We start from the raw sequence: 26526 nt of genomic DNA, 5'->3' as shown, positions 1-26526 counted from the left end.
TCGATAGAATCGGACCCATCCGACGGGCGCGACGCGCCCGCTCATCGTCCATTCAAGAGCGCTCCGTGTCCGAAACCTCCTCCCGATCCTCGTCCGACTTCGCCGCGCCGCCCGACGCGCATCGCCTGCTGGCCTTGCCGGTCCGCCAGCGTGCACGCACGGCCACGATGGCTCTCTTCTTCATCGCCGGCATGATGTACGCATCGTGGGGCGTGCACGTGCCAACCGTGCGCGACAAGTTCGCGCTGAGCCCGGGGCTGCTGTCGATCGCGCTGTTCGCGGTCGCGGGCGGCTCGATCGCCGCGATGCTGACGATCGCGCGCTGGATCGCGCGCGTCGGCTCGCGCACCGCGTGCCTCGCGGGCGGGCTCGTGATGTCCGCATGCGCGGCGCTGATCCTCGTCGTGCCCGACTACTGGATGCTGCTCGTCGTGCTCGCGCTGTTCGGCTTCTCGATGGCGACGCTCGACGTCGCGATGAACGCGGAGGCGAGCGCGGTCGAGATCGCGCTCGGCAAGCCGATCATGTCGTCGCTGCACGGGATGTTCAGCATCGGCGGGATGTCGGGGGCGGCGGCCGGCGGCGCGCTGCTGTCGGCCGGCATGGCGCCGGCCGTGCATCTCGCGCTCGCGGCGGCCGTCGGCGCGGCGGTGCTGCTCGTCGCGAGCCCGGCCGTGCTGCCGCACGTGCCGCATCACGAGCACGCGCACGGCGGCGGCAACCGCTGGCGTTCGCCCGCGCTGTGGATGCTGGGCGGCATCGCGCTGATCGCGCTGATCGCCGAAGGTGCGATGTACGACTGGGCGACGGTCTACATGCGCGACGTCGTCGCGGCGAGCCCCGCGCTCGCGAGCGCGGCCTATGCCGCGTTCTCCGGCGGGATGGCGATCGCGCGATTCGCGGGCGACGCGGTGCGCGCGCGTTTCGGCGCGCCGCAGCTCGTGTTCGCGAGCGCATCGCTCGCGTGCGCCGGGATGATCGGCGCTTTGCTGCTGCCGAACCCGATCGCCGTGCTGACGGGCTTCACGCTGATGGGCCTCGGCCTCGCGAACATGATGCCCGTGCTGTTCGCCGCCGCCGCGCGCGTGAAAGGCATCCACGCGGCCGAAGGCCTCGCGCACGTGGCCGGGCTCGCGTATTTCGGACTGCTGTTCGGTCCGGTCGTGATCGGCGCGGTCGCGCAGGCCGTGAATCTGACCGTCGGCCTCTCGGTCGTCGCGCTGTGCGCGGCGCTTGTCGCGGCCGTCGCGCCGAAGGTGCTCGCGCACCTGAAGATCTGACCGCGCGGCGGGCCCGCCACCCGCTGCAGATTCGCCAAAAAGAAAGCGCGCCTGCGTTGCCGCAGGCGCGCCTTTACCCCTTCTGTCGGCCGCTTTTCAGCTTACATCTTCACTTCGTCGAGCAGCGACTTCTTGCCGTTCTTGTAGTTGTACAGCGAGATCACGCCGTGCTGCAGGTCGCCCTTCGAGTCGAAGGTCGTCGTGCCGATCACGCCCGAGTAGTTCGTCGCCGGCATCGCCGCGAGAATCTTCGCCGGATCCGTCGAGTTCGAACGCTTCATCGCATCGACGATGATGTACACGGCGTCGTACGTGAACGGTGCGTAGATCTGGATCGGCTGGCCGAAGCGCTTCTCGTACTTCGCCTTGAACGCCCCGCCGCCCGCCATCTTCTCGAGCGAAGCACCGGCTTCCGAGCACACGACGTTGTCGGTCGCGTCGCCGGCCAGGTCGGCCAGCTTTTCCGTGCACACGCCGTCGCCCGCGAAGATCTTCGCGCGCAGGCCGAGCTGCTTCGCCTGTTTCGCGAACGGGCCGCCGGTGGCGTCCATGCCGCCGTACATGATCGCGTCCGGATTCTCGCCCTTGATCTTGGTCAGAATCGCGCGGAAGTCGACCGCCTTGTCGTTCGTCGCGTCGTGCGACATCACCTTCAGGCCGAGCGCCTTCGCCTTCTTCTCGAACTCGTTCGCGAGACCCTGGCCGTATGCGGTCGAATCGTCGACCACCGCGACGCTCTTGATGCCCTTCGAGTGCGCGTAGTTCGCGAGTGCCGGGCCCTGCTGCGCATCGGTCGCCACCACGCGATACGTGGTCTTGAAGCCTTGCTGCGTGTAAGCCGGGTTGGTCGCCGACGGCGAGATCTGCACGATGCCCGCATCGCTGTAGATCTTCGAAGCCGGGATCGACGTGCCCGAGTTCAGGTGGCCGACCACCGCGACGACCTTGTCGTCGACGAGCTTCTGCGCAACCTGCGTGGCCTGGCGCGGGTCGGCCGCGTCATCCTGCGGGTCGAGTTGCAGCGTGATCTTCTGGCCGCCGACCGTGAGACCCTTGGCGTTGATCTCCTCGACTGCGAGACGCGCGCCGTTTTCGTTGTCCTTGCCCAGGTGTGCAATACCGCCCGTCAAGGGCGCGACGTGGCCGATCTTGACGACTTGATCGGCGGCCGCGTTGCTTGCAGCTGCAGCGCACAGCATCGCCGCTGCGGTGATCGGCAACAGCTTTTGCATCTTGATATTCATGTAAGTCTCCAGTTTCGGTCCCAATAAACGCCATCGCCCGGTGCCCCGCTGCCATCCCTGTGTTTGCATTCACTGGACGATTCGCCGGTTGCATCGTTCATGCACTTGGCCTCAAGCACGTAGGGAAACAGCCGCTTGTAGCGGCCGCCCGCCCGTACTTGCGCGCAAGTGTAGGTGATCAAATTAATTTGTGGGACTTTTTTGGGGTAGTGGTAACACTACCGATATGGGCGCTTTGGAATGAATGCTCGAATATCGCCGCGAGCCCCACCGGATAAGGGTTTCCGCTAATCTCGGACGGCCGGATGAAAGGTTGATTCAAAGCATTCCCGCGTCATTTCGATTCGGTATTTTGTGCGCGGGATCATTGAATGAAACGCGCGTGACAACACGCGCTTTTCTCGCTTCGATACGAGCCGGTCAGCCGGCTGTCGCGCGCCATTCGGCGTCGAGCGCGTCGACGAGTTGCGACGTCGTGAGCGCGGCCGCGCGCCGTCGCGCGAGCGGTGCGCCCTGCCCGGCCCACAGCGACAGGTAGTCGCCGTCGTTCGCGCGCGCGGCGGCCTGGCGCAGCGGCTGGGTCAGCGCGTTTTGCACCGGATACGGCGCGACGTCGGCCACGCGTTCGCCGAGCCGCGTCATCAGCGTATTGCGCAATCCGCGCGCATGGCGGCCCGTGATCGCGCGCGTGACCTGCGTCGACGTATCGGCGCTCGCGAGCAGTCGCGCTTTCCAGTCCGCCGCGATCGCGCTTTCCGCACACGTCAGGAACGCGGTGCCGAGCTGCGCGCCCTGCGCGCCGAGCGCGAGCGCGGCGGCGATCCCGCGGCCGTCCATGATGCCGCCCGCCGCGAGCACGGGCAGGCCGGTCGCATCGACAAGCTGCGGCACCAGCGCGAGCGTGCCGATCAGCGCATCGTCGGCCGAGCCGATGAAGGTCCCGCGATGGCCGCCCGCTTCGGCGCCCTGCGCGGACAGCGCGTCGGCGCCGGCCGCCTGCCACGCGCGCCCTTCGGCGACGTGCGTCGCGGTGCCGATCACGTAGGTGCCGGCGGCCTTCAGGCGCGCGACGTCGGCCGCGTCGAGCACGCCGAACGTGAAGCTCGCGACCGGCACGCGCAGCGCGACGAGCGCGTCGAATTGCGCGCGGAAGTCGGGCGCGTAGCGCGCGGGTGCGGTGCCCGGCGGCAGCCCGAGCGTCGCGTTCAACGGATCGATCGCGGCGAGCGCGCGTGCGACGGTCGCCGCGTCGGGCGCGGCCTCGGGCAATACGAACAGGTTCACGGCGAACGGACGCGCGGTCGCCGCGCGAATCGCGGCGACTTCGGTCGCGAGCCGATCCGGCTCGAACGCGCCGGCGCCGAGACTGCCGAGCGCGCCGGCATTGGATGCGGCCGCGACCATCGCGGCGGTGGTCGCGCCGACCATCGGCGCCTGCACGAGCGGCAGGCGCAGGCCGAAGCGTTCGGAAAACGGAGTGGAAAATGCACGGGCTGGCATGGCGAATCCTTCGATGACGATGTGCGAAAGCGCTTTGTAAAGGCCGACACGTCGACTCTATCGAAGCGGCGCAGCGCCGAAAAATGAATAATCGAGATCGAAACGATCGCTGCGCGAGAAGCAGGTCCGAGACGCGGATTCGACACGCGCGCACACCCGGCAGGCGCGCCGCTTGCGCGCTGCAGCGCCACGGGATTGGTGGCACACTAGGCCGCCCTTTTTTCCATCCGCGGTGCGCATGTCGCGCGCCCGTTCGCCAGGAGTTCCAACGTGACTGCCCAATGGATCGACATCCCGACCGGTAACGACAGCTTCGGCGGCTATCTCGCGCTGCCCAAGCGCGGCGAGGGCCCCGCCGTCATCATCATCCAGGAGATCTTCGGCGTGAACGCGCACATCCGCGCGGTCGCCGACCAGTACGCGGCCGACGGCTTCGTCGCGCTCGCGCCGGACGTGTTCTGGCGCACGCAGCCGCGCGTCGAGCTGACCTACGAAGGCGCCGATCGCGACAAGGGCATCGAACTGATGAAGAAGACCGACGTCGGTCTCGCGATCGCGGACATCGGCGCGGCCGCCGACGCGTTGCGCGCGCGCCCCGAAGCCACCGGCAAGGTCGCCGCGATCGGCTACTGCTTCGGCGGCCAGCTCGCGTATCGCGCGGCCGCGGCCGGCAAGGTCGATGCGGCGGTCGCCTATTACGGCGGCGGCATCCAGAATGCGCTTGACCTCGCCGGCAAGATCACGCAGCCGATCCTGTTCCACTACGCGGAGAACGACCACGGAATCCCGCTCGACGCCGTCGAGCAGGTGAAGGCCGCGTTCGCGGGCCGCCACAACGCGTCGTTCCATCTGTATCCGGGCGCCGAACACGGCTTCAACTGCACCGATCGCGCGTCGTACAACCAGCGCGCGTCGGCGCTCGCGCACGGCCGCACGCTGACGTTCCTCGCCGAGCACGCGTAACGGCGGCCGGCAGCGGGCCCGGCGCGTCGGGCCCGCGTTATCCTCCTTTCATCGCCACGGGTCACAACGGGGGTGACTGCGATGCACTCGGACTATCTCGCGCATGACGCGCTCGGCCTCGCCGCACTCGTGCGCGAGCGCAAGGCGAGCCCGCGCGAACTGCTGGACGCCGCGATCGGCCAGGCCGAAGCGGTGAACGGCGCGATCAACGCGATCGTGCTGCAGGACTACGACGATGCGCGCAAGCGGGCGGAATCGGCCGTCGATACCGGCGCCGATGCGCCGTTCGCGGGCGTCCCGTATCTCGTCAAGGATCTCGGCGCGGCGGTCGCCGGGCTGCCGCTGTCGATGGGCAGCCGCCACTATCGCTACTTCGTCCCCGCCGACGATTCGCCGGTGATCGCGCGCAGCCGCGCGGCGGGGCTCAACGTGTTCGGCAAGACCAACACGTCGGAAATCGGCCAGATGCCGTACACCGAACCCGAACTGTTCGGCGCGTGCCGCAATCCGTGGAACCTCGATCACACGCCCGGCGGCTCGAGCGGCGGCGCGGCCGCGGCCGTCGCGGCCGGCATCGTGCCGCTCGCGCATGCGTCGGACGGCGGCGGCTCGATCCGGATTCCGGCTTCGTGCTGCGGGCTGTTCGGGCTGAAGCCGAGCCGCAATCCGGTGCTGGTCGACTCGCCGTCGAACGGCGAGCTGGTCGTTCAGCATGCGGTGTCGCGCAGCGTGCGTGACAGCGCGTTGCTGCTCGACGTGACGACCGGCCAGACGCTGCCGCCCGGCGCGCCCGGCACCTTTCTGAGCGAGCTCGACACGCCGCCCGGTCCGCTGCGGATCGGCCTCGTCGTCGACCCGATGCTCGCGCCGGCGCTTTCCGACGACACGCGCGCGGCGCTCGACGACGCGGCCGCGCTCGTCGAATCGCTCGGCCATCACGTCGAGCCGGCGACGCTGAACATCGACTACGCACGCGCGGCCGAAACCTTTCTCACGCTGTGGGCGACGATCGCCGAAGAGATGGTGCTGGGTGCACGCGCGCTGACCGGGCGCACGCCGAAGCGCGCGGAGTTCGAACCGGCGACGTGGGCGATGGCCGTCGTCGGCAGGCGCATCGCCCGCGCGCGCCTGCCGGACGTGCTCGAATGGCAGCGCCAGCTCACCGTGCAGGTCTCGGGCCTCGTGTCGCGCTACGACGCGATCCTGTGCGCGACGCTCGCGGGGCCGCCGGTCAAGATCGGCGAGCTGCAGCCGACGCCGCTCGAAGCCGCGCAGATGAAGCTGCTCGGCGCGCTGCCGGTAAAACCGCTGCTGCGGGAAATGCTCGCGAAGGCATCGGAAAAGGCGTTCGCGTGGGCCGGCTGCACCGAGCTGTTCAACCTGACGGGCCAGCCGGCGATGTCGGTGCCGCTCTACTGGAACGCGCGCGGCCTGCCGATCGGCGTGCAGTTCGTCGCGCGTCACACCGACGAGGCGTTGCTGCTGCGGCTCGCGCGGCAGCTCGAACAGGCGCGGCCGTGGTTCGACCGGCGTCCGCCGCTGATGCAGGCGCAGCGCTGACGCCAGCGCCGTCGACCGTCGGCGAAAAAAAGCCCCGCCGGTTTTGCCGGCGAGGCTTTTGCGCATGCAACCGCGCGATGACGCTTACATGGAGAGCCGTTCGCAGATCGTCCGCGTCGCGGTCGCCGCGTTCAGCGTATAGAAGTGCAGACCCGGCACGCCCGCGTCGATCAGGCGCTGGCACAGGCTCGTGACGACGTCCGCGCCGAACGCACGGATCGCGTCGCGATCGTCGCCGAAGCTCTCGAGCCGGCGCGCGACCCAGCGCGGCACTTCCGCGCCGCACATTTCCGAGAAGCGCATCAGCTGCGAGAAGTTCGTGATCGGCATGATGCCCGGCACGATCGGCACGTCCACACCCAGCTTGCGCGCATCGTCGACGAAGCGGAAATACGCGTCGGCGTTGAAGAAGTACTGCGTGATCGCGGAATTCGCGCCGGCTTTCACCTTGCGCGCGAAGTTTTCGAGATCGGCCTTCGGCGAGCGCGATTGCGGGTGGTATTCCGGATAGCCGGCGACTTCGATGTGAAACCAGTCGCCATGCTCGGCGCGGATGAAGCTGACGAGCTCGGACGCATAGCGCAGCTCGCCGACCTCGCCCATCCCCGACGGCAGATCGCCGCGCAGCGCGACGATATGCCGGATGCCGTGCGAGCGGTACTGGTCGAGGATCGCGCGCAGGTTGTCGCGCGACGAGCCGATGCACGACAGGTGCGGCGCGGCCTCGAGGCCGTCCTTCTGCATGTCGAGCACGGTATCGAGCGTGCCCTGCTGCGTCGAGCCGCCGGCGCCGAACGTCACGGAGACGAATTTCGGCTTCAGCGGCAGCAGCTGCGCACGCGTCGCGCGCAGCTTTTCGACGCCGTCCGCCGTCTTCGGCGGGAAGAATTCAAACGAGAGTTCGATCGATTTCATGATTCGCAAGAATGGGCGCGGCCGTCAGCCGATGTCGCGCTGCCCGAAGATCAGCGCGGACAGCAGCCACGACACGATGCTGTACAGGATCGAACCGAAGAACGCCGACCAGAAACCCGACACCTCGAACCCCTTCAGCAGCGACGACGCGAACCAGAAGCACAGCGCGTTCACGACGAGGATGAACACCCCGAGCGTGACGATCGTGACCGGCAGCGTCAGCAGGATCAGCACCGGACGGATCACCGTGTTGATCAGGCCGAGCACGACCGCGATGATCAGCGCGGTGCCGAAGCTCTTGATGTGGATCGACGGCACGAGGTACGTGATGATCAGCAGCGCGAGGGCGTTGATGACCCAGGTGAGGATGACGCTCATGGAGGGCTCCGGTTCGGTTGTCGATCTGGTCGGTCAGTGGCCGCCGCCGGCCGCCGCACGTGCCCGCGCGGCGGCGGACACGGCGCGACGGCCGGCGGTCCGGCACCGTGCCGCGCGCCGCGCATGAACGCGGCGCGACGGCGGCGGTGCATCAGTAGCGGTAGTGGTTCGGCTTGAACGGGCCGTCCTTCTGCACGCCGATGTACGAAGCCTGCTCGTCCGACAGCACGGACAGGTTCGCGCCGATGCGCGCGAGGTGCAGGCGCGCGACCTTTTCATCGAGATGCTTCGGCAGCACGTACACCTTGTTCTCGTACTGTTCGCCGCGCGTGAAGAGTTCGATCTGCGCGAGCGTCTGGTTCGCGAACGAGTTCGACATCACGAACGACGGGTGGCCGGTCGCGCAGCCGAGGTTCACGAGGCGGCCTTCGGCCAGCAGGATGATGCGCTTGCCGTCCGGGAAGATGATGTGGTCGACCTGCGGCTTGATGTTTTCCCACTGGTACTGGCGGGTCGACGCGACGTCGATTTCCGAGTCGAAGTGACCGATGTTGCAGACGATCGCGTTGTGGCGCATCGCCTTCATGTGATCGTGGTTGATCACGTGGTAGTTGCCGGTCGCCGTCACGAAGATGTCGGCCTTGTCGGCCGCGTATTCCATCGTCACGACGCGGTAGCCTTCCATCGCCGCCTGCAGCGCGCAGATCGGATCGATTTCGGTGACCCACACGGTCGCGCCCAGGCCGCGCAGCGATTGCGCACAGCCCTTGCCCACGTCGCCGTAGCCCGCGACGACCGCGACCTTGCCCGCGATCATCACGTCGGTCGCGCGCTTGATGCCGTCGACGAGCGACTCGCGGCAGCCGTACAGGTTGTCGAACTTCGACTTCGTGACCGAATCGTTCACGTTGAACGCCGGGAACGGCAGGCGGCCGTCCTTTTCCATCTGGTACAGGCGGTGCACGCCGGTCGTGGTTTCTTCGGTCACGCCCTTGATGTGCGCGAGGCGCGTCGAGTACCAGGTCGGATCCGCGTCGAGGTGCTTCGCGATCGACTTGAAGAGCGCGACTTCTTCCTCGTTGGTCGGCTTCGCGATCACCGAACGGTCCTTCTCGGCCTTCGAGCCGAGGATCAGCAGCAGCGTTGCGTCGCCGCCGTCGTCCAGGATCATGTTCGCGAATTCGCCGTTCGGCCATTCGAAGATGCGGTGCGAGAATTCCCAGTATTCGTCGAGCGACTCGCCCTTGAACGCGAACACCGGCGTGCCGGCTTCGACGATCGCGGCAGCGGCGTGGTCCTGCGTCGAGAAGATGTTGCACGACGCCCAGCGGACATCGGCGCCGAGCGCCTTCAGCGTCTCGATCAGCACGCCGGTCTGGATCGTCATGTGCAGCGAACCTGCGATGCGCGCGCCCTTCAGCGGCTGCTGCGCCTTGTATTCGTCGCGGATCTGCACGAGGCCCGGCATTTCGGTCTCGGCGATGTTCAGCTCCTTGCGGCCCCAGCCGGCAAGCGCCATGTCGGCGACGATGTAATCCTTGGAAGCTTGCGAATCGATAATGGCGTTCATCACGCCCTCCTTTCTAAAAAAGTTCTAGAAATTGGTGACGTGAGCGCCGTTCAGGAAGCGGGGCCGGCGCGAAGGTTGCCGCACGGCTGCTTGGTGAAGCTTTCCGAGCCTGGCGGACGCAGGATGGTCCGTCGCAACGCTCCTCGGGAAGCGGGAGGGATTGTAGCAAATCGGCGCGGGAAATGCGCGCCGCGCGCGGCGTCGGCGCGCGCGGGCGTCATGAAAGGGTCAGTTCTCGGCGCCGACCCATGCCTGTTCGCGCAACCGCGCGCGCAGGCGCGCGACGGCCTGGCTGTGCAGCTGGCACACGCGCGACTCGCTGACCTCGAGCACCGCGCCGATCTCGCGCAGGTTCAGCCCGCGCTCGTAGTACAGCGACATCAGCAGTTTCTCGCGCTCGGGCAGCCGCTCGATCGCTTCGACGAGCGCCTCGCGCAGATGTTCGTCGAGCAGCGACGACAACGGATCGGCGTGATCGACGCGATAGCGGTCGAGGAACGGCTCGTCGTCGGCCGCGCGATCGAAATCCTCGTAGTAGATGAGCTGGCTGCCGTGCAGGTCCTGCAGCATCCCTTGATATTCGTCGAGCGGCATCTTCAGGTGCTGCGCGATCTCGGTCTCGCTCGCGGAACGGCCGAGCTGCTGCTCGACCTGGTGCACCGCGTACTCGACCTCGCGCGACGTCTTGCGCAGGCTGCGCGGCAGCCAGTCGTTGCTGCGCAGTTCGTCGAGCATCGCGCCGCGGATGCGCTGGGTCGCGTAGGTCTCGAACTGCGCGCCCTGGTCTTCCTTGTAGCGGCCGGCCGCGTCCATCAGCCCGATCATGCCGGCCTGGATCAGGTCGTCGAGATCGACGCTCGCCGGCATCTTCGCGACGAGCTGCAGCCCCAGGCGCCGCACGAGCGGCGCGTATTGCGCGAGCACGTCGGCCTGGGTCATCTTTCCTTGAGCGTTGTACATCATGGCTCTCTCCTTCCGGTGGCGCTCACGCGGCGTGTGCCGCACCCGCCTCGTACGACGGCTTGCCGCCCGCATGCACGGCGCGGCCGGCGCCCGATCGCGGGCGCATCGGCCAGTACAGCAGGTCGGCGGCGATCTGCCGGTAATCGCGCGCGGCAACCGACGACGGGAACGCGTCGACCGCGGTATGCATCAGGTCGCGCGCATGCTCGACGAGCGGATCGGCGCTCACGCAGCCGGCGTCGGCGATCGACACCGTCAGGTAGCGGCTCGCGACGCCCGCGAGGTTGTCAAATGCGGTCCTGGCGTCGGCGTGGCTGCCGACGTGATTGGTCAGCACGCGGAACTGCGCGACCGCGTGCGCGAAATGCAGGCGCTTCATGCACGCATACGCCTCGGTGATCGCCTGCGCGGCGACCCGCGTGACGATCAGCACGTCGTGCGCCTCGCGCGCGAGCGGGGAAAACGTGCCGTCCGCACCGAGCTGCGCGTCGACCAGCACGATATCGGCCTGGCCGTCGACGAAGTCGCTCAGTTGCGACTCGCTGTAGCCGTCCCGCGCGGCCGCGCACAGGCCGAACCCGGCGGCGACGCGCGTGCGTTCGCCGTCGCGCAGCCAGGCGCCCGCGAGCGTCGCCGTGGCCGAATGCACGTCGGCGCGCTCGTCGACGACGAGCACGTCCTTGCCGAGCGCGGTCAGCGCGGCCGCGACGTTCACGACGGTCGTCGTGCAGCCGACGCCCGCCGGCCCGCCCGTCACCGCGACGATGCGCGACGCGCGCCCGGCCAGCAGGCGCCGCAGCCCTTCGGCCTGATCGATGATCCGTTTATCCAAATCGCACCTCGTGCAGCTCGGCGGTGGAACGTGCGGTCAGTGCGGAAAGCAGCGTTGGCATGTCCTCGTCTTGCGGCACGAAGGGCGAGCCGTCGCGCGGCACACAGAACGCGCTCTTCAGCAGGAACCGGGTCGATGCGACGTACAGGTTTTCCGGCACTTTCTGGCCGGTCGACACGTAATGGACCGGCAGCTTGTAGCGGATCACCGTGTCGAGCACGCCGCCGAGGTGGGTCGCCTCGTCGAGCTTGGTCAGGATGCAGCCGGCGAGATCGGGATACTCGGCCGCGCTGCGGTAGGCCTGGACGACCTCGTTGAGCGTGTCGCCGTGGCTCGTCGCGTTGAGCAGCAGCAGGCGCTGCACCGGCGCGTTCGCGCCGTGCAGCATCGCGATCTGGTCGGACAGCGCGCGGTCGCGCTGACTCATGCCGATCGTGTCGATCAGCACGATGTGCTTGTTGCGCAGCTCGGACAGCGCGAGCTCGAGATCGCCCGCATCCTTCACCGCGTGCACGGGCACGCCGAGGATCTTGCCGAAGATGCGCAGCTGCTCGTGGCCGCCGATCCGGTAGCTGTCGGTGGTCAGGAGCGCGACCTTGCTCGCGCCGAAGCGCATCACGCAGCGCGCGGCGAGCTTCGCCGTGGTGGTCGTCTTGCCGACGCCGGTCGGCCCCATCAGCGCGAACACGCCGCCGCGCTCCATCAGCGCGTCTTCGCTCTCGAGCACCGGCAGGTTCGCGGCGAGCACCGACTGCGCCCATTCGGCGGCCTGCTCGATGGTTTGCGCGTCGTCGCCGGACGGCAGGTTGTCGACCAGCATGCGCACCAGTTGCGCGGAGAAGCCGGCCGAGAACAGGTGCCTGGTCAGCGCGCCGTGCACCGGGCTGCGGCGCTGGCGGTCGTGCCACATCAGGCTGTCGAACTGCTCTTCCATCATCCCGCGCATCGCGCCGAGCTCGTGCATCACCGTGTCGTTGACGATGCTCTCGATGCGCGTCTTCACCGCGTCGGCCACCGCGGCCGCCGCTTCCGCGGACAGGCGCGTGCGTTCGGCCGGCTTTGCGGCGCTCGCTTCGCTCTGGCGGGTCATCGGCGCGGCGGCCGACGGCATCCGGCGTTCGGCGTCGCGCACGATGTCGCGCGCCCAGCCGGCCGGCGTCGCGGATGCGGCGTCCTGCGGCGCGCGCGCCGGTGCCTGCGGCGCGGCCGGTGCCGCCTGCGCGCGGGCGATCAGCGCTTCGCGCTGCTGGGTCAGGCGTTTCGCGTGCTCGACGAGCCACGGCGCGGGTTCGGACGCTGCCGCCGGCGCGCCGGCGGCAGGCGCAGGCGCGACGGGCGCCTTCGATGCCGCGTCCATGCCGGCGTCGAAGGCGGCCGCTTCGGCTGCCGGCTTCGTCGCTTCGGCGCTTGCGCCGAACACCGACGAGAACACGTCCGGCAAGCCGCCTTCGCCCGCCGCATACGGATTGACGGCCGGGCGCGCGAGCGCGGCGCCCGGGCGCGACACGATGCCCGGGACGGCCGCGGCCGGCACGGATTCCGGCGCGCGCGGCGCGACGGTGCGCGCCCGGACGGCGGCAGGCGGCGTGACCGCGGCGAGATCCGAGTCGGCGAGTGCGACGATTTCGACGCTGCCGTCATCGAGCGTACGGTTCGACAGCACGACGGCGTCGGCGCCGAGTGCCTCGCGCACGAGGCGAAGCGCGTCGCGGCTGGTCGCGCCGGTGAATTTGCGAATGTTCAAGCGGAACCCCCGATGACGTTAACGACTTTGATCGTGCGCGTGTCCGGCACTTCGGCATACGACAGCACTTTCAGTTGCGGCAGGCTGCGGCGCAGGAAACGCGCGAGCATCGCGCGCAGCGCGTGCTGCACCAGCAGCACCGGCGGCAGCCCGAGATTCTGTTGACGCAGCATCGCCTGCTGCGTGCCGGTCAGAAGGTTGTGCGCGAGGCCGGGCTCGAGGCCCGGGTTCGCGCCGGTGGCGAGCGCCTGCGACAGCACGCGCTCGAGATTCGAATCGAGGCCCATCACCTGCATCTCGCCCGAGCCCGGATACCACTGCTGCGTGATCGCGCGGCCGAGCGACAGCCGCACCGCGGCGGTGATCTCGTACGCGTCGCCGCGGCCCGCATGTTCGGACACGGCCTCGAGGATCGTGCGCATGTCGCGAATCGGCACGCCTTCCTCGAGCAGGTTCTGCAGCACTTTCTGCAGCGTCGTCAGCGAGATCGTCTTCGGCACGAGATCCTCGACGAGCGACGGCGCATCCTTGCCGGTGCGCTCGACCAGCGCCTGCACTTCCTGGCGGCCGAGCAGTTCGGCCGCGTGCTGGACGACCAGATGGTTCAGGTGCGTCGCGACGACCGTGCTCGCATCGACGACCGTGTAGCCGTACACCTGCGCCTGCTCGCGCATCGCGACGTCGATCCACACGGCGGGCAGCCCGAAAGCCGGATCCTGCGTCACGGCGCCCGGCAGCGCGGCCGTCACCTGGCCCGGGTTGATCGCGAGCCACTGGCCCGGGAACACTTCGCCCGCGCCGATCTCGACGCCCTTCAGCGCGATCCGGTATGCGTTCGGCCGCAGTTCGAGGTTGTCGCGGATGTGGATCACCGGCGGCAGGAAGCCGATCTCCTGCGCGAATTTCTTGCGGATGCTCTTGATGCGCTTGAGCAGTTCGCCGTCGCTGTTCTTGTCGACGAGCGGAATCAGCCGGTAGCCGACTTCGAGGCCGAGCGGATCGATCAGCTGCACGTCGTCCCAGGTCGCCTCGTGGCTGTCGCCCGGCAGCGCGGCGGGCGGTGCGATCTCGGTCACGTCGCCGGCCGCCACGCGGGCCGCCGCGCGGCGGACCTGCGTGCGGGCCAGCCAGATCGCGCCGCCGCCGAGCGCGAGGAACGCGAAGTGCGGCATGCCCGGGATCAGCCCCATCAGCACGATGATCGCGCCGGTGATGGTCAGCACGCGCGGGTTGGTGAAGAGCTGGCCGGTGATCTGCGTGCCGATGTCCTCGTCGGTCGCGACCCGCGACACGATCACGCCGGCCGCCGTCGAGATCACGAGCGACGGAATCTGCGCGACGAGGCCGTCGCCGATCGTCAGCAGCGTGTAGTTGGTGCCGGCCGCCGCGAACGACATGTCGTGCTGCACCATCCCGACGATCAGCCCGCCGATCACGTTGATCGCCATGATGATCAGGCCCGCGATCGCGTCGCCGCGCACGAACTTCGACGCGCCGTCCATCGAGCCGTAGAACTCGGCTTCCTGCGACACGGCGAGGCGCCGCTTGCGTGCCTGCTCTTCGTTGATGAGGCCCGCGTTCAGGTCGGCGTCGATCGCCATCTGCTTGCCGGGCATCGCGTCGAGCGTGAAGCGCGCGGACACTTCGGCGATCCGCCCCGCGCCCTTCGTGATCACCATGAAGTTGATGATCATCAGGATCACGAACACGACGATGCCGACCGCGAAGTTGCCGCCGACGAGGAAGTGGCCGAACGCCTCGATCACCTGGCCGGCCGCGTCGGGGCCGGTATGGCCCTCGAGCAGCACGACGCGCGTCGACGCGACGTTCAGCGACAGGCGCAACAGCGTCGAGAACAGCAGCACGCTCGGGAACGCCGCGAAGTCGAGCGGCTTCATCGTGTACATGCTGACGAGCAGCACCATCACCGACAGCGCGATGTTGAACGTGAACAGCAGATCCAGCAGCAGCGGCGGCAGCGGCAGGATCATCATCCCCAGGATCATGCAGATGAGGATCGGGCCCGCGAGCGCACGCAGGTTGGTGCCGGCGAACGGATTCTGGCGTTTGGCGAACAGGCCGGTGGTCGGGGTGCTCATGCTGCGTTTCCTTGCTTGCCGAGCGTGTCTTCGGCTTCTTCACGCTCGTCGTCGGCCGATACCGACGACCCCTTGTCGAGATCGGCCGGCACGTCGAGATCGACCGGCGCGGCCGGGAAGGCGCCGCCTTCCGAGCGGAAGCGCCGCAGCTGGTAGACCCACGCGAGCACTTCGGCGACGGCCGAGTACAGCGAGCCGGGAATCTCGCGTTCGAGTTCGACGTTGTGATACAGCGCACGCGCGAGCGGCGGCGCTTCGAGCAGCGGCACGTTGTGCTCGGCCGCCAGCTCGCGGATGCGCGCGGCGACGAGGTTCACGCCCTTCGCGACGACCTTCGGCGCGCGCATCTCGCCGTCCGTGTACTGCAGCGCGACGGCGAAGTGCGTCGGGTTCGTGACGACCACGTCGGCCTTCGGCACGGCGGCCATCATCCGGCGCCGCGCGATCGCGCGCTGCTGCTGGCGGATGCGGCCCTTCACGTGCGGATCGCCTTCGTTCTCGCGATGCTCGCGCTTCACTTCTTCCTTCGTCATGCGCAACTTCTTGTTGTACTGCCAGATTTGGTAAGGCACATCGAGCGCGGCGACCACCAGCATCCCGGCGACCGTCGTGCCGCAGCACACGGCGACCAGGTGCATCGCATCGGCGAGCGCCGAGCCGAGCGGCTGGGTCGCGAGGCCGAGCAGCTCGTCCTTGCTGCGCCAGATCGCGATCCCGCCGATCCCGCCGACGACGAGCGTCTTCGCGAGCGACATCCCGAGCTGGATCGGCCCCTGGATCGAGAACATCCGGCCGAGGCCGGAAATCGGGTTCAGGCGGTCGAACTTGAGTTCGAAGGTTTTCTGCGAGATCAGCCAGCCGCCGAGCGCCATCGGCGCGAGCAGCGCGGCGAGGCCGGTGAGCGCGAGGATCGGCAGCAGCGCGGCGAGACCTTCGACGCTCGCGCTGCCGGCCGCCGACAGCATCCGGTGCGTGTCGAACGCGGTCGCGCGGTCGAACGCGAACGCGCCGCGCAGCATCGTCTGGAGATGGGCGCCCGACGGACCCGCGAGCAGCCACGCGCCGTAGAACCCGGCCGCGAGCAGCGCGAACGAAGCCAGTTCGCGCGAACGCGCGACCTGCCCCTCCTCGCGCGCCTTCTCGCGGCGTCTCGGAGTGGCGGCTTCGGTTCTGTCGAGATCGCTCTCGTCTGCCACGGTGCCTCCAGTCGGGTACGGCGAAATGCCGCTTTCCAGTGACACCGATTATTCATGCGCACGTCAAACGCCGATCGGTCGAGCAAAGCCGGGAAAGGGGGGTATTTCGGGGAATCGGGCGGGCCGGTGCGGCGGGAGGTCGCGGGCAGGCGCGGCGCGCCGGGAGGCGGTGGAAACCGCGTTCGCAGGCGGGTGCGGGGAAGCGGGTGAAGCGGGGAAGCGGGAGATCGAGGCGGCCGTGGAACGATCGTCGGCCCGCCCCGACGCGACGGCGTCGCGCGTCGAGGCGGGCGGCGCTCAGATCACCGGGATCGGATCCGAGCCGAAACGGTTCGGGCCGTTGGTGCCGCGCGAGCACATCCACACGAGCAGCAGGATCCCGCCGACGATCGGAATGAACGCGATCAGCAGGAACCAGCCGGAGCGGCCCGTATCGTGCAGGCGGCGGACGGTGACCGCGAGGCTCGGCAGCACCAGCGCGAGCGACACGACGGCCGCGACGATCATCAGCAGCAGCGAAAGTGCGCTCGCGTCGCGCCCCGCCATGGTGATCACCTGGCAGACGATCGACACGACGCTGGTCAGCAACGCGAAATACCAGTATTCGGCACGGCGCGCGCGGCCCTCGAATTTCGCATATTGATTGAGTGCGGAACGAACGGCTTCGGTGAAATTCATTTTATTGTCCTCATGTTTTATATCGGCGACCCCGGAAACAACGCGGGCATTATAAGTTTGAATTTCCGGGCATTGCATCTCTTTTTCGCGTGCCGACCTGCCGGCACGCGGGCTCCGGCATAACTGGAGCGGCTTCAGCGGCCGTATGCCTTATCGCCTGCGGGCATGTCACGTCATTTTTATAATGGCGACGTCCCGGCATAAACGACGGCCAGATAATCCACGACTTGATTACACCAGCATGAAACGCACCGCGACCGATAATCGAATCGATCGTTCGGCGCGCATTTACCGGCCGGCCGGGAATATTGCCGAGTGTCACTACGCACGTCGGGAACGGCGCGTCCCGGCCGGCGTTCGCGCTAGCCCGCCGCCGCCTGCTCCAGCACATGGAGATCGAGTTTCTTCATCTTCATCACCTGCGCCATCACGCGCTCGGCGCGTGCCGGATCGCCCGCCATCAGTTCGGCCATCTGCACGGGCACCACTTGCCACGACACGCCGAAGCGGTCGCGCAGCCAGCCGCACTGCTGCGCGCGCTCGTCGCCGCCGTCGGACAGGGCCGTCCAGTAGCGGTCGATCTCCTGCTGGTCGCGGCAGTTGACGACGAACGACACGGCCGGCGTGAGCGGAAACGCCGGGCCGCCGTTCAGCGCGAGAAACGCCTGCCCGTCCAGTTCGAACGACACCGTCATCACCGCGCCCTCGGCCTGCCCCGACGCCTGCGCACCGGACTTGCCGTAGCGGGCGACGTGCAGGATCCGCGCGTCGTCGAACACCGACACGTAGAAGCGGGCGGCCGCCTCGGCGTCGTGGTCGAACCACAGAAACGGCGTGATGCGTTGAATACGCTGGCTCATGGCGCTGTCTCCTCGATGTCGTGCCGGCACCGTTGCCGGTCTTATATCGTAGGCGCTGTGCCGGCACGGCGCGGCCGGCCGACGCGTAGTGCGTCGCCGCCTTCGAAGGCAAAAAAAAAGGGGGCGATCGCTCGCCCCCTTTCCTGCCGCCGCCGTGCGTGCGCGATCAGAACGCGACGTAAGGCTGCGCGCCGCCGCTGCCGGTGCGGTCCATCCCGAAATAGATCGTCTTGCCGTAGAAGTGCGGCATGCCGATGTCGAGCCAGCCGGCCGCGCCGAACGGGCCGGCGATGTCGTTGAACGCGAACGTCGACGAATTCGCGAACAGCGCATCGGCGTTCGCGACGGGCATCGACACGCCGCCCGACACACCGTTCTTGCCGGTCAGCGTCGCCGTATAGGTGGTCGTCGACGACGGGCAGTAGAACTGCGTGTTGGTCGAGCAGGCCTTCTGCGTCGAATCGTTGAAGAAGTACGCGTTCGAGCCCGTATCGAAGAACGCGGTCACGTTTCCGCCGAGGAACGTCGCATCGACGTCGCCCGTCGTCGTCGACGTCAGCACCGTCGACGCCCCGAGCGCGTTGTTGCTCTGCGTATTGATCCCGAACGTCAGCAGGCCCGTCGCGCTGCCCTGCCCGCTGCTCGAGATGTTCGGCATCTGCACGATCACGCCGTTGTTGTCGGTCGCGAAGCGATGGACCGGGTTGGCCACCTGCTGCGCAACCGGCACCAGCGCCACCGCGCAGCTCGAATTGCCGTTCGGGCACGCGTAGTAGTTGTTGGACGTCGCCGACGTCGACGTCGCGCAGCTCGTGCCGCAATCGACCGGCGCCGGCCCGATGCCGAGGATGCCGTTCGCGCCGAGGTCGCCGGCGGTGTTGGCCGACGTTCGGGCGCCGTTGTTCGAGCATGAACCCGGCACGTTGCTGGTGCCGAGATCACCGATGATCTGCACCGGCAGCGAGCCCGCCTGCTCGGTGCCGATCGACAGGTCGACGGTGCGCACCGAGCCCCACGTGAAGCTCGACACGAACTTGCCGCACTCGGCCACGGGCGCGCCGCCGCTCGTCGTCTGCGGCAGGTTGTTCAACACGCCCGACGACAGCGCGCTGCTGACCAGCCGCAGCCCGTACGACGCCGTATCGACGAGGACGTTGTTGACCACCTGGCAGTTCGTCGTGCCCGGCACGCAGATCTTCACGTTGACGGTCGGGATGTTGATCACGTGCGCGACACCGGTGCCGACCGTGATCACCGCCGTGTTCGCGGTATTGCCGTCGGATACGTTGGAGCCGCCGCTGTTGCCGCTGCTCCCGCCGTTGTCGTCGCCGCCGCCGCAGGCGGTCACGAGCATGGCCGTCGCGGCCGCGACGCTCAGCAGGCCGAGCCAGCGCTTGAAGGTACGAGGAATTCGCAAGATCGCTCTCCCGCTGTCACTGGATGTCGTTGCCGGTCAGCCCGGCGGGCAGCGCCGTCGGCAGCCATGCCTGGCCCGCGAAGGCGCCCATGTGGCCGCCGGTGCGGATCACGAGGCCGCTCGTATCGACGGACACGGGCGCGCGCCAGCCGCGCGCCGCATGCGCGACCTGGACGCCGGCGGTGTACTGCGGGAAATAGCTGCCGAGCAGCGACTCGAGGTCCGGCATGCTCGGCCCGCGCCAGGCGAGGCCGAACACGGTGCCGGCCGCGCTCGTGTATTCGTGGATGACGGTGCCCGATCCGAGCGTGATCTCGCGGACGGTGTAGGCGGCCGCGTTCGCTTGCGCGCCGTCGGCGGAGCGCATCGCGCGCTGCAGCGCGCGCACCGTGGCGGCGCGATCGTCCGCCGGCGGCGACATCGGCGCGCCGCCCAGTTCGGCCTGTGCGTGGACGGCCCACAGCACACCCATTGCGGCCGTCGCATGCGCGGCGGCCCAGCCCAAGCGTTTCAGCTTCACGTTCCCCCCAAGGGACTGGCTTCGTTGCCGGCGGTGCCGTCGTCAGGCGCGGCGCCGCGGGCCAACAAATGAAAGTCTTAAGAATGACGCTTCGTTGCTGCTGACGCGTAGTATGCCTGCGGAGTGTGTCGCAGTGTCAAATCAACGTTGCATGACGCAACGCAACATGACGTGCGGCACGACCCGCGCGCTGGGGCGCGCCGTGACGAGCATGGGGGAAAGCCATGCGCACCGGGCCGCGCCACGATCGGGCGCGGCGCCGATGCGCCGGGACAGCATCAGAAGCCGAGACTCGCGAGCAGGTCGTCGACCTGCGCCTGGTCCTGCACGACGTCGGACTTGCCTTCCGGCGCGATCTGCGGCCCGTTCAGCAGCGACTCGGGGCTGCCGGTCGCGCTGATCTGCTCGGCCGCGAGCGCGGCCGCGGTCGCCGCGAACTGCTCGCGCCGCTCGGGCGCGATGTTCTCGACGAGCACCGTGAGCAGCTGCTGCTCGATCAGGTAGACCATGTCCATGATCTTCTTGATCACCTGCCCGGTCAGGTCCTGGAAATCCTGCGCGAGCATGATCTCGAGCAGCTGCGCGCTGGTCGCCGACGCCGCCTCCGGCAACGCGCGCAGGAACGTGCGCGTGTCGTCCATCAGCTCGCGCACTTCCGCGTGCTCGATCGGCGCCGCATACCACTGCGCCCAGCGCGCATCGAGCGCCTCGGCCTCGTTCTGGATGCGCTCCTGCATCGGCTTCGCGACCTCGATCGCGTTCAGCACGCGCTCGGCCGCCTGCTCGGTCATCGTCGCGACGTAGCGCAGCCGGTCGCGCGCATCGGGCACGGCTTCCGCCGCGCGCTCGACATGCTTGTCGAGCCCGAGCTCGCGCATCGAATCGCGCAGCGTGCGCGTGACGTGGCCGATGCGCGCGAGGATCCGGTCGCTCGCGTAATCGGCGCCTTCGGCGTGGCCGTCGGCGTTGACTGCCGCGCCGGCGAGCGCCGCATGGATCGGCTCGTTCACGTCAGCTCCCGGCCTTGGCCATCTTGTCGATGATCTTGTTCAGCTTCTCGTCGAGCGTCGCGGCCGTGAACGGCTTCACGACGTAGCCGCTCGCGCCCGCCTGCGCGGCCGCGATGATGTTCTCCTTCTTCGACTCGGCCGTGACCATCAGCACTGGCAGGTGCGTGAGCGTCGCGTCCGCGCGGATCTCCTTCAGCATCGCGAGGCCGTCGAGGTTCGGCATGTTCCAGTCGGAGATCACGAAGTCGAAGCCGCCGCCGCGCAGCCGCGCGAGGCCGGCCGCGCCGTCCTCGGCTTCGTCGACGTTCGTGTAGCCCAGTTCCTTGAGCAGGTTGCGGACGATCCTGCGCATCGTCGGGAAATCGTCCACCACCAGGATTTTCATGCTCTTGTCCATCGTCGTTCCTTTGCAGATTCGTTACCGTCGGGGCACGCAGCATCGCACGCGCCCCCTGACATTTCATTCAGACGCGCTGCACGCGGTCGCCCATCGTCGCCAGTCGCGCCATCACGCGCCGGCTCATCTCCGACAGCGGCGCGACCTCGTCCGCGCCGCCGAGCGCGATCGCCTCGCGCGGCATCCCGAACACGATGCAGCTCGCCTCGTCCTGCGCGAACGTGTGGGCGCCCGCGCGCTTCATGTCCAGCAGGCCGGCCGCGCCGTCGCGGCCCATCCCCGTGAGGATCACGCCGATCGCGTTCTTGCCCGCATGCTGCGCCGCCGAGCGGAACAGCACGTCGACCGACGGCCGGTGCCGGTTCACCGGCGGCTCGTCGGACAGCTGCGCGATGTAGTTCGCGCCGCTGCGCGCGAGCAGCAGGTGCGCATGGCCCGGCGCGATGTACGCATGGCCCGGCAGCACGCGCTCGCCGTGCTCGGCTTCCTTCACCGCGATCCGGCACAGGCCGTTCAGCCGCTGCGCGAAGGACTTCGTGAAGCCGGGCGGCATGTGCTGCGCGATCAGCACCGCCGGCGCGTCCGGCGGCAGCGGCGTCAGCACCTCGCGGATCGCCTCGGTGCCGCCCGTCGACGCGCCAATGATGATCAGCTTCTCGGTACTGACGAGCGGGTTGTTGACCATCGGCGCGGCCGGCTGGCCGCTCGCCGCGCGCGCGGCGGCCTGCGGCTGCGGCGTCTGGCGCACGCGCGCGCGCGATGCGGCGCGGATCTTGTCCGCGAGCTTTTCCGCGTAGTCGAGCATGCCGTCGCGAATCCCGACGCGCGGCTTCGTGACGAAATCCACCGCGCCGAGTTCGAGCGCGCGCAGCGTGATCTCGGAGCCGCGCTCGGTCAGCGACGACACCATCACGACCGGCATCGGCCGCAGGCGCATCAGCTTCTCGAGGAAGTCGAGCCCGTCCATGCGCGGCATTTCGACGTCCAGCGTCAGGACGTCCGGGTTGTGCTGCTTGATGAGCTCGCGCGCGACGAGCGGATCGGGCGCGGTCGCGCACACTTCCATGTCGGGCTGGCTGTTGATGATCTCCGTCATCAGGCTGCGGATCAGCGCCGAGTCGTCGACGCACAACACTTTGATCTTCTGCACTGCGGTCATGCCTCCTGCTTTCTCGAAAGGTTGGCCGCAAACGGGCTGCCGGCCTTCGTGTTCGTCGTCTGCGCGCCCGCGCCGCCGCGTGCGCCGAACAGCTCGATGCGCGGGCGTGCCGGCGGCGGCGCGGCCGGCCGCTTCGCCGCGAACAGCTCGACGTGCGCGCGCGGCCGCTCGGCGCGCACGCGGTCGGCCTCGCGCGCCAGCGCGGCTTCGCGCTCGGTCACCCCCGGCACCTGCAGCCGCAGCTTCTTCACCATCGCGCGGCCGGTGCGCGGCATGAACGCGACCTTGCGCGGGTGCACGCCCTGCAAGTCCTCCGCGGTGATGCGGATGCGTTCGAGCGCCAGATAGCGGCGCACGAAATCCGCGTTGCGGTCGCCGATGTTGATGGTCGTCATCCCGGCCAGCACGGCCGCGCCGCCGAACACCTTCGCCTCGAGGCGCTCGCGGCGCCCGCCGGCCTTGATCAGTTCGTTGATCAGCACTTCCATCGCGTACGCGCCGTAGCGCATCGACTCCGACGCGGCCGCGCCGGCATCGGCGCCGTCGTCGGGCAGCATGAAGTGATTCATCCCGCCGATGCCCGCCAACGGGTCGTGCAGGCACGCGGCGACGCACGAGCCGAGCACGGTCATCAGCACCATGTCCTCGGACGTCGTGTAGAACTCGTTCGGCAGCAGCTTTACGCCGGGGCGTACGAAGTGGTTGTCGAAGTAGCGATTGGTCGCGATCGGCAGGGCGCTCATCCGCGTTCTCCGTAAGCGGGCACGGCGCCCGCGGCACGCGCATGGGCGCGCGGCGGCGCCGCCGCGGCCGGCGCGGCGCCGTGCGGGCGCAGGCCCGGCGCGGCATCGCGCGTCAGTTCGTACACCGTCTGCCCGCGCAGCCGGAACGCCTGCGAGACGTATGTGAAATTCTCCGAATGCCCGGCGAACAGCAGGCCGCCCGGCTTCACGAGCGGCTCGAAGCGCGACAGCACCTGCCCCTGCGTCGGCTTGTCGAAATAGATCATCACGTTGCGGCAGAAGATCGCGTCGAACGGCTTCGCGATCCCGTAGTCGGCATCGGTCAGGTTCAGCTGCTCGAAGCGGATCATCGCGCGCAGTTCCGGGCGCACCTTCACGCGGCCGGCCTGCGCGCCCGTGCCTTTCAGGAAGAAGCGCTTGAGCCGCTCCGGGCTCAGGTGCTTGACCTGGTCGTACGTGTAGATGCCGGCCTCGGCCTTCGCGAGCACCTGCGTGTCGAGATCGGTCGCGAGGATCGATGCGCCGCGCGCGGCCGATTCGCCGAGCGCCTCGATCAGCGTGATCGCGATCGAATAAGGCTCCTCGCCGGTCGACGCCGCCGAGCACCACACCGACACGGGCGCCGCGCGACGCTTCACGAAGTCGGCGAGGATCGGGAAATGGTGCGACTCGCGAAAGAACGCGGTCAGGTTCGTCGTCAACGCGTTGGTGAACGCTTCCCACTCGAGCGGATCGTCCTCCTGCTCGAGCAGGTCGAGGTAGTCGCGGAACGTGTCGAGGCCGCGTGCGCGCAGCCGGCGTGCGAGCCGGCTGTACGCCATGTCGCGCTTGTGCTCGGACAGGGAAATGCCCGCGCGTTGATGGATCAGCGCGCGGATGCGTGCGAAATCCGCGCCGGTAAACGCGAAGTCGCGCCCCGGCTCGCCCGCGCGGGGCGAGGCATCCGGTGCATCGGGTCGAAACGGTGCGCGCGCGGACGGCATGGCTTAGAAAGTCTCCCAGTCGTCGTCGGACGTGCCGGCCGCCGCCATCGCCGGCTTCTCGCCGTTCAGCGCGGGGCGTACCAGTGCGGGCTTCTCGGCGGACTTCGGCGCCGGCGCGGCGGCCGCCTTCGCGAGACGCGGGCCGTAGCCGCCCGCCGCCGGCGCATCCTTCGATGCGCGTGCGGCAGCGGCGTCCGGCGCGCGCCGGGTTTCGTGGCTCGCGGCCGGTGCCGCGGCATGCGGCGCCGGTGCGGCGCGACGGGCCGGCTGCGCGGCAGGCTGCGGTGCCGGCAATGCGGCCGGCGCCGCTTCGTGACGGTGCGCCGACGGCAACGCCGGCGCCGCTGCGTGCGCGGCCGGGCGTGCAGCGTTGCGCGCCGGCGCGAGCGCGATGCCGCCCGCGACGCGCCACTCCGACACGACCGCCTTCATCTGGCGCGTCTGCTCCTCGAGCGAGGCGGCCGCCGCCGCGGCCTGCTCGACGAGCGCCGCGTTCTGCTGCGTGACCGAATCCATCTGGCCGACCGCGCGATTGACCTGCTCGATGCCGGTCGACTGCTCGTCCGACGCGGCGCTGATCTCGCCCATGATGTCGGTGACGCGGCGCACGGCCTGCACGATCTCGTCCATCGTCGAGCCGGCGCGCGCGACGAGTGCCGACCCGCTTTCGACCTTCTCGGCCGAGTCGCCGATCAGCTGCTTGATTTCCTTCGCGGCGCTCGCGCTGCGTTGCGCCAGCGAGCGCACTTCGCCCGCGACCACGGCGAAACCGCGGCCCTGCTCGCCCGCGCGCGCGGCTTCGACCGCCGCGTTCAGCGCGAGGATGTTGGTCTGGAACGCGATGCCTTCGATCGTGCCGATGATGTCGACGACCTTGCCCGAGCTCGCCGCGATGTCCTGCATCGTCGACACGACCTGGCCGACGACGTCGCCGCCCTGCGTCGCGATGTCGGACGCGTTCACCGCGAGCTGGCTCGCCTGCCGCGCGTTCTCCGCGTTCTGCCGCACGGTGCCGGTCAGCTGCTCCATGCTCGATGCGGTTTCCTGCAGCGACGCGGCCTGCTCCTCGGTGCGCTGCGACAGGTCGGTGTTGCCGGTCGAGATCTCGCGCGCGCCGACGTCGATCGACTCGGTGCCGCGATGCACGGCCTGCACCATCGTCGTCACGGCGTCCTGCATCCGCTTGATGCCGCCGAACAGACGGCCGATTTCGTTGCTGCTGGACACGTTCACCGGCTGCGTGAGGTCGCCGCCGGCGATGCGCTCGAAGTGCGCGATCGCGTCCTCGAGCGGCTTCACGATCAGCCCGCGCATGGCGAAGCGGATCGCGATCACGACGACGAACGCGATCGCGATGCCGGCCGCGATCAGCGCGACCATCAGCGAGATCTGCGACTGCGTCGCGGCCTGGCGCTCTTCCGCGCGCTTCTGCAGCGATGCGATCACGGCCGCCGCCGTCTGGTCGAACGCGACGAACATCGGGCTGATCTTCGCGTCGGCAATCGCGTGGTACGCCGCCATGTCGCCCGCGCGCGCCGCGGCAAATTCGGGCTCGACGCCTTCCTTCACGATCGTCGTGTAGCGGGCGGTGAGCTCGTCGACGAGCGCCTGCTCGACACCGAGCTTCGGCGTCGACTGGAACGCCTGCCAGTTCTGGTTCGACTTCGTAAACAGCTCCTGCGCACGGTCGAGCACCTTCGCCGCCTCGGCCGCGTTACCGGCTTCGGTCAGCGTACGGAAGCGATCGAGCGCAATGCGCGAGCGCAGCAGGTGCGCGGCCGTGTCGTCCAGCGTGTGAATCGCCGGCAGGTCGACGTGCGCGATCTCGTCGAGCGAACGGCTCGCGTGATTGAGCGCGTAGAGGCCGAGCCCGCCGACCGCGGCGGCCAGGCACACGAGGATGAGTCCGACCGCCGTGAGCGTCGTGCGGATCGACCAGTTATGCAACATTGCAGATTCTCCCGAAATTCCTGCGCGCGCGGCGCGCTTACCCGCCGAGCGTCTCGATCAGCGCCATTTCCCGGCTCGACATCAGCTTCTCGATGTCCATCAGGATCAGCATCCGGCCATCGACGGTGCCGAGGCCCGTCAGGTACTCGGTCGTCAGCGTCGCGCCGAACTCCGGCGCCGGCATGATCTGGTCGGTCTGCAGCGTCAGCACGTCCGACACGCCGTCGACCACCATCCCGACCACGCGGTTCGACACGTTCAGGATGATCACGACGGTCTGGTGGTCGTACTCGACGCGGCCGAGATGGAACTTGATCCGCATGTCGACGATCGGCACGATGATCCCGCGCAGGTTGATCACGCCCTTGATGAAGTCCGGCGCGTTCGCGATGCGCGTGACGCTGTCGTAGCCGCGGATTTCCTGCACCTTCAGGATGTCGATCCCGTATTCCTCGTCGCCGAGCGTGAAGACGAGGAACTCCTGGCCCGTCGCATCGCCCTGCTCCGCGTCGCGGCGGCTGGTTGCCGCGTTCGCCGCGGCCGGATTGATCATTTGGACTTCAGC

At 68.7% G+C, this 26526-nt stretch carries 24 protein-coding genes and 1 riboswitch; of the genes, 3 read left to right on the top strand and 21 right to left on the bottom strand.

Annotation, left to right across the window (positions count from 1 at the left end; genetic code table 11):
- The first annotated feature begins 65 nt into the window (after positions 1–65).
- Entirely contained in the window at positions 66–1280 is a 1215-nt protein-coding gene (locus tag WS46_RS20390; protein WP_059533454.1) for an MFS transporter, read from the top strand.
- Positions 1281–1381: 101 nt separating this feature from the next.
- Here the strand turns inward: WS46_RS20390 and WS46_RS20385 are convergent, their stop codons facing one another.
- Both WS46_RS20385 and WS46_RS20380 read right to left on the bottom strand, forming a co-directional pair.
- On the bottom strand, positions 1382–2524 hold the full coding sequence (locus WS46_RS20385; protein WP_059533457.1) for a branched-chain amino acid ABC transporter substrate-binding protein: 1143 nt from the start codon (positions 2522–2524) through the stop codon (positions 1382–1384).
- A gap of 420 nt (positions 2525–2944) precedes the next feature.
- Positions 2945–4024: a nitronate monooxygenase family protein gene (locus WS46_RS20380; protein WP_059691543.1), complete on the bottom strand. Its 1080-nt coding sequence runs from the start codon at positions 4022–4024 to the stop codon at positions 2945–2947.
- Positions 4025–4294: 270 nt separating this feature from the next.
- Between WS46_RS20380 and WS46_RS20375 the strand changes: the two genes are divergently transcribed.
- Positions 4295–4987: a dienelactone hydrolase family protein gene (locus WS46_RS20375; protein ID WP_059691542.1), complete on the top strand. Its 693-nt coding sequence runs from the start codon at positions 4295–4297 to the stop codon at positions 4985–4987.
- An 81-nt stretch (positions 4988–5068) separates the two neighbouring features.
- Entirely contained in the window at positions 5069–6547 is a 1479-nt protein-coding gene (locus WS46_RS20370) for an amidase (protein WP_059691541.1), read from the top strand.
- An 84-nt stretch (positions 6548–6631) separates the two neighbouring features.
- Here WS46_RS20370 and metF read toward each other — a convergent pair whose 3' ends face one another.
- From metF to cheW, 19 genes are all read right to left on the bottom strand, one after another.
- Complete coding sequence (gene metF / locus WS46_RS20365; RefSeq protein WP_059533463.1) at positions 6632–7462, bottom strand: methylenetetrahydrofolate reductase [NAD(P)H]; 831 nt, start codon at positions 7460–7462, stop codon at positions 6632–6634.
- Positions 7463–7486: 24 nt separating this feature from the next.
- Positions 7487–7840, bottom strand: coding sequence for a phage holin family protein (locus tag WS46_RS20360; protein WP_006477367.1), 354 nt, complete (start codon positions 7838–7840; stop codon positions 7487–7489).
- A gap of 151 nt (positions 7841–7991) precedes the next feature.
- Positions 7992–9410 carry an adenosylhomocysteinase gene (ahcY, locus tag WS46_RS20355; RefSeq protein WP_059691540.1) on the bottom strand — a complete coding sequence of 473 codons (1419 nt, stop codon included), beginning with the start codon at positions 9408–9410 and terminating at the stop codon, positions 7992–7994.
- A gap of 34 nt (positions 9411–9444) precedes the next feature.
- Positions 9445–9561: riboswitch (S-adenosyl-L-homocysteine riboswitch) on the bottom strand.
- A gap of 77 nt (positions 9562–9638) precedes the next feature.
- Complete coding sequence (locus WS46_RS20350; RefSeq protein WP_059452641.1) at positions 9639–10373, bottom strand: RNA polymerase sigma factor FliA; 735 nt, start codon at positions 10371–10373, stop codon at positions 9639–9641.
- A 22-nt stretch (positions 10374–10395) separates the two neighbouring features.
- The gene (locus tag WS46_RS20345) at positions 10396–11205 is read right to left on the bottom strand and encodes a flagellar biosynthesis protein FlhG (protein ID WP_059691539.1); all 810 of its coding nucleotides are present in this window, start codon (positions 11203–11205) and stop codon (positions 10396–10398) included.
- Positions 11198–12949 (bottom strand): flagellar biosynthesis protein FlhF, encoded by a 1752-nt coding sequence (gene flhF, locus WS46_RS20340; protein ID WP_059691538.1) that lies wholly within the window; start codon positions 12947–12949, stop codon positions 11198–11200. The genes WS46_RS20345 and flhF overlap by 8 nt, the downstream gene beginning before the upstream one ends.
- Entirely contained in the window at positions 12946–15048 is a 2103-nt protein-coding gene (flhA, locus tag WS46_RS20335; RefSeq protein WP_059533471.1) for a flagellar biosynthesis protein FlhA, read from the bottom strand. The genes flhF and flhA overlap by 4 nt, the downstream gene beginning before the upstream one ends.
- Entirely contained in the window at positions 15045–16244 is a 1200-nt protein-coding gene (gene flhB, locus WS46_RS20330) for a flagellar biosynthesis protein FlhB (protein ID WP_059533473.1), read from the bottom strand. The genes flhA and flhB overlap by 4 nt, the downstream gene beginning before the upstream one ends.
- Positions 16245–16541: 297 nt before the next feature.
- Entirely contained in the window at positions 16542–16922 is a 381-nt protein-coding gene (locus WS46_RS20325) for a DUF805 domain-containing protein (RefSeq protein WP_059691537.1), read from the bottom strand.
- A gap of 362 nt (positions 16923–17284) precedes the next feature.
- Positions 17285–17782 carry a VOC family protein gene (locus tag WS46_RS20320; protein ID WP_059691536.1) on the bottom strand — a complete coding sequence of 166 codons (498 nt, stop codon included), beginning with the start codon at positions 17780–17782 and terminating at the stop codon, positions 17285–17287.
- Between the two features lie 166 nt (positions 17783–17948).
- Positions 17949–19199: a DUF3443 domain-containing protein gene (locus WS46_RS20315; protein ID WP_059691535.1), complete on the bottom strand. Its 1251-nt coding sequence runs from the start codon at positions 19197–19199 to the stop codon at positions 17949–17951.
- 16 nt (positions 19200–19215) lie between these two features.
- Entirely contained in the window at positions 19216–19719 is a 504-nt protein-coding gene (locus WS46_RS20310) for a DUF2844 domain-containing protein (RefSeq protein WP_059505484.1), read from the bottom strand.
- Between the two features lie 278 nt (positions 19720–19997).
- The gene (gene cheZ, locus WS46_RS20305) at positions 19998–20729 is read right to left on the bottom strand and encodes a protein phosphatase CheZ (protein WP_059533481.1); all 732 of its coding nucleotides are present in this window, start codon (positions 20727–20729) and stop codon (positions 19998–20000) included.
- Position 20730: 1 nt separating this feature from the next.
- Positions 20731–21126: a chemotaxis response regulator CheY gene (gene cheY, locus WS46_RS20300; RefSeq protein WP_006754880.1), complete on the bottom strand. Its 396-nt coding sequence runs from the start codon at positions 21124–21126 to the stop codon at positions 20731–20733.
- A 67-nt stretch (positions 21127–21193) separates the two neighbouring features.
- On the bottom strand, positions 21194–22285 hold the full coding sequence (locus tag WS46_RS20295; protein WP_059533483.1) for a chemotaxis response regulator protein-glutamate methylesterase: 1092 nt from the start codon (positions 22283–22285) through the stop codon (positions 21194–21196).
- Positions 22282–23028, bottom strand: coding sequence for a chemoreceptor glutamine deamidase CheD (gene cheD, locus WS46_RS20290; RefSeq protein WP_059691534.1), 747 nt, complete (start codon positions 23026–23028; stop codon positions 22282–22284). The genes WS46_RS20295 and cheD overlap by 4 nt, the downstream gene beginning before the upstream one ends.
- Positions 23025–24011, bottom strand: a complete 987-nt coding sequence (locus tag WS46_RS20285; RefSeq protein ID WP_059691533.1) for a CheR family methyltransferase — start codon at positions 24009–24011, stop codon at positions 23025–23027. The genes cheD and WS46_RS20285 overlap by 4 nt, the downstream gene beginning before the upstream one ends.
- A 3-nt stretch (positions 24012–24014) precedes the next feature.
- A complete protein-coding gene (locus WS46_RS20280) occupies positions 24015–25961 on the bottom strand; it encodes a methyl-accepting chemotaxis protein (RefSeq protein WP_059691532.1) in 1947 nt (648 codons plus the stop codon).
- 37 nt (positions 25962–25998) lie between these two features.
- Positions 25999–26514 carry a chemotaxis protein CheW gene (gene cheW / locus WS46_RS20275; protein WP_031397017.1) on the bottom strand — a complete coding sequence of 172 codons (516 nt, stop codon included), beginning with the start codon at positions 26512–26514 and terminating at the stop codon, positions 25999–26001.
- Between the last annotated feature and the right edge of the window lie 12 nt (positions 26515–26526).

Source organism: Burkholderia sp. RF4-BP95, from assembly GCF_001521985.1.
GTDB lineage: Bacteria > Pseudomonadota > Gammaproteobacteria > Burkholderiales > Burkholderiaceae > Burkholderia > Burkholderia diffusa.
Note: the sequence above shows the minus strand (reverse complement) of the source record. Positions and strands in the feature narration are given on the sequence as shown.

What these genes read in the sequence shown, in the direction of transcription:
- WS46_RS20385 (WP_059533457.1), bottom strand. Translation starts at nt 2,524, where the DNA reads ATGAATATCAAGATGCAAAAGCTGTTGCCGATCACCGCAGCGGCGATG.
- WS46_RS20380 (WP_059691543.1), bottom strand. Translation starts at nt 4,024, where the DNA reads ATGCCAGCCCGTGCATTTTCCACTCCGTTTTCCGAACGCTTCGGCCTG.
- WS46_RS20370 (WP_059691541.1), top strand. Translation starts at nt 5,069, where the DNA reads ATGCACTCGGACTATCTCGCGCATGACGCGCTCGGCCTCGCCGCACTC.
- metF (WP_059533463.1), bottom strand. Translation starts at nt 7,462, where the DNA reads ATGAAATCGATCGAACTCTCGTTTGAATTCTTCCCGCCGAAGACGGCG.
- WS46_RS20360 (WP_006477367.1), bottom strand. Translation starts at nt 7,840, where the DNA reads ATGAGCGTCATCCTCACCTGGGTCATCAACGCCCTCGCGCTGCTGATC.
- ahcY (WP_059691540.1), bottom strand. Translation starts at nt 9,410, where the DNA reads ATGAACGCCATTATCGATTCGCAAGCTTCCAAGGATTACATCGTCGCC.
- WS46_RS20350 (WP_059452641.1), bottom strand. Translation starts at nt 10,373, where the DNA reads ATGATGTACAACGCTCAAGGAAAGATGACCCAGGCCGACGTGCTCGCG.
- flhA (WP_059533471.1), bottom strand. Translation starts at nt 15,048, where the DNA reads ATGAGCACCCCGACCACCGGCCTGTTCGCCAAACGCCAGAATCCGTTC.
- WS46_RS20325 (WP_059691537.1), bottom strand. Translation starts at nt 16,922, where the DNA reads ATGAATTTCACCGAAGCCGTTCGTTCCGCACTCAATCAATATGCGAAA.
- WS46_RS20320 (WP_059691536.1), bottom strand. Translation starts at nt 17,782, where the DNA reads ATGAGCCAGCGTATTCAACGCATCACGCCGTTTCTGTGGTTCGACCAC.
- cheY (WP_006754880.1), bottom strand. Translation starts at nt 21,126, where the DNA reads ATGGACAAGAGCATGAAAATCCTGGTGGTGGACGATTTCCCGACGATG.
- WS46_RS20295 (WP_059533483.1), bottom strand. Translation starts at nt 22,285, where the DNA reads ATGACCGCAGTGCAGAAGATCAAAGTGTTGTGCGTCGACGACTCGGCG.
- cheD (WP_059691534.1), bottom strand. Translation starts at nt 23,028, where the DNA reads ATGAGCGCCCTGCCGATCGCGACCAATCGCTACTTCGACAACCACTTC.
- WS46_RS20285 (WP_059691533.1), bottom strand. Translation starts at nt 24,011, where the DNA reads ATGCCGTCCGCGCGCGCACCGTTTCGACCCGATGCACCGGATGCCTCG.
- WS46_RS20280 (WP_059691532.1), bottom strand. Translation starts at nt 25,961, where the DNA reads ATGTTGCATAACTGGTCGATCCGCACGACGCTCACGGCGGTCGGACTC.
- cheW (WP_031397017.1), bottom strand. Translation starts at nt 26,514, where the DNA reads ATGATCAATCCGGCCGCGGCGAACGCGGCAACCAGCCGCCGCGACGCG.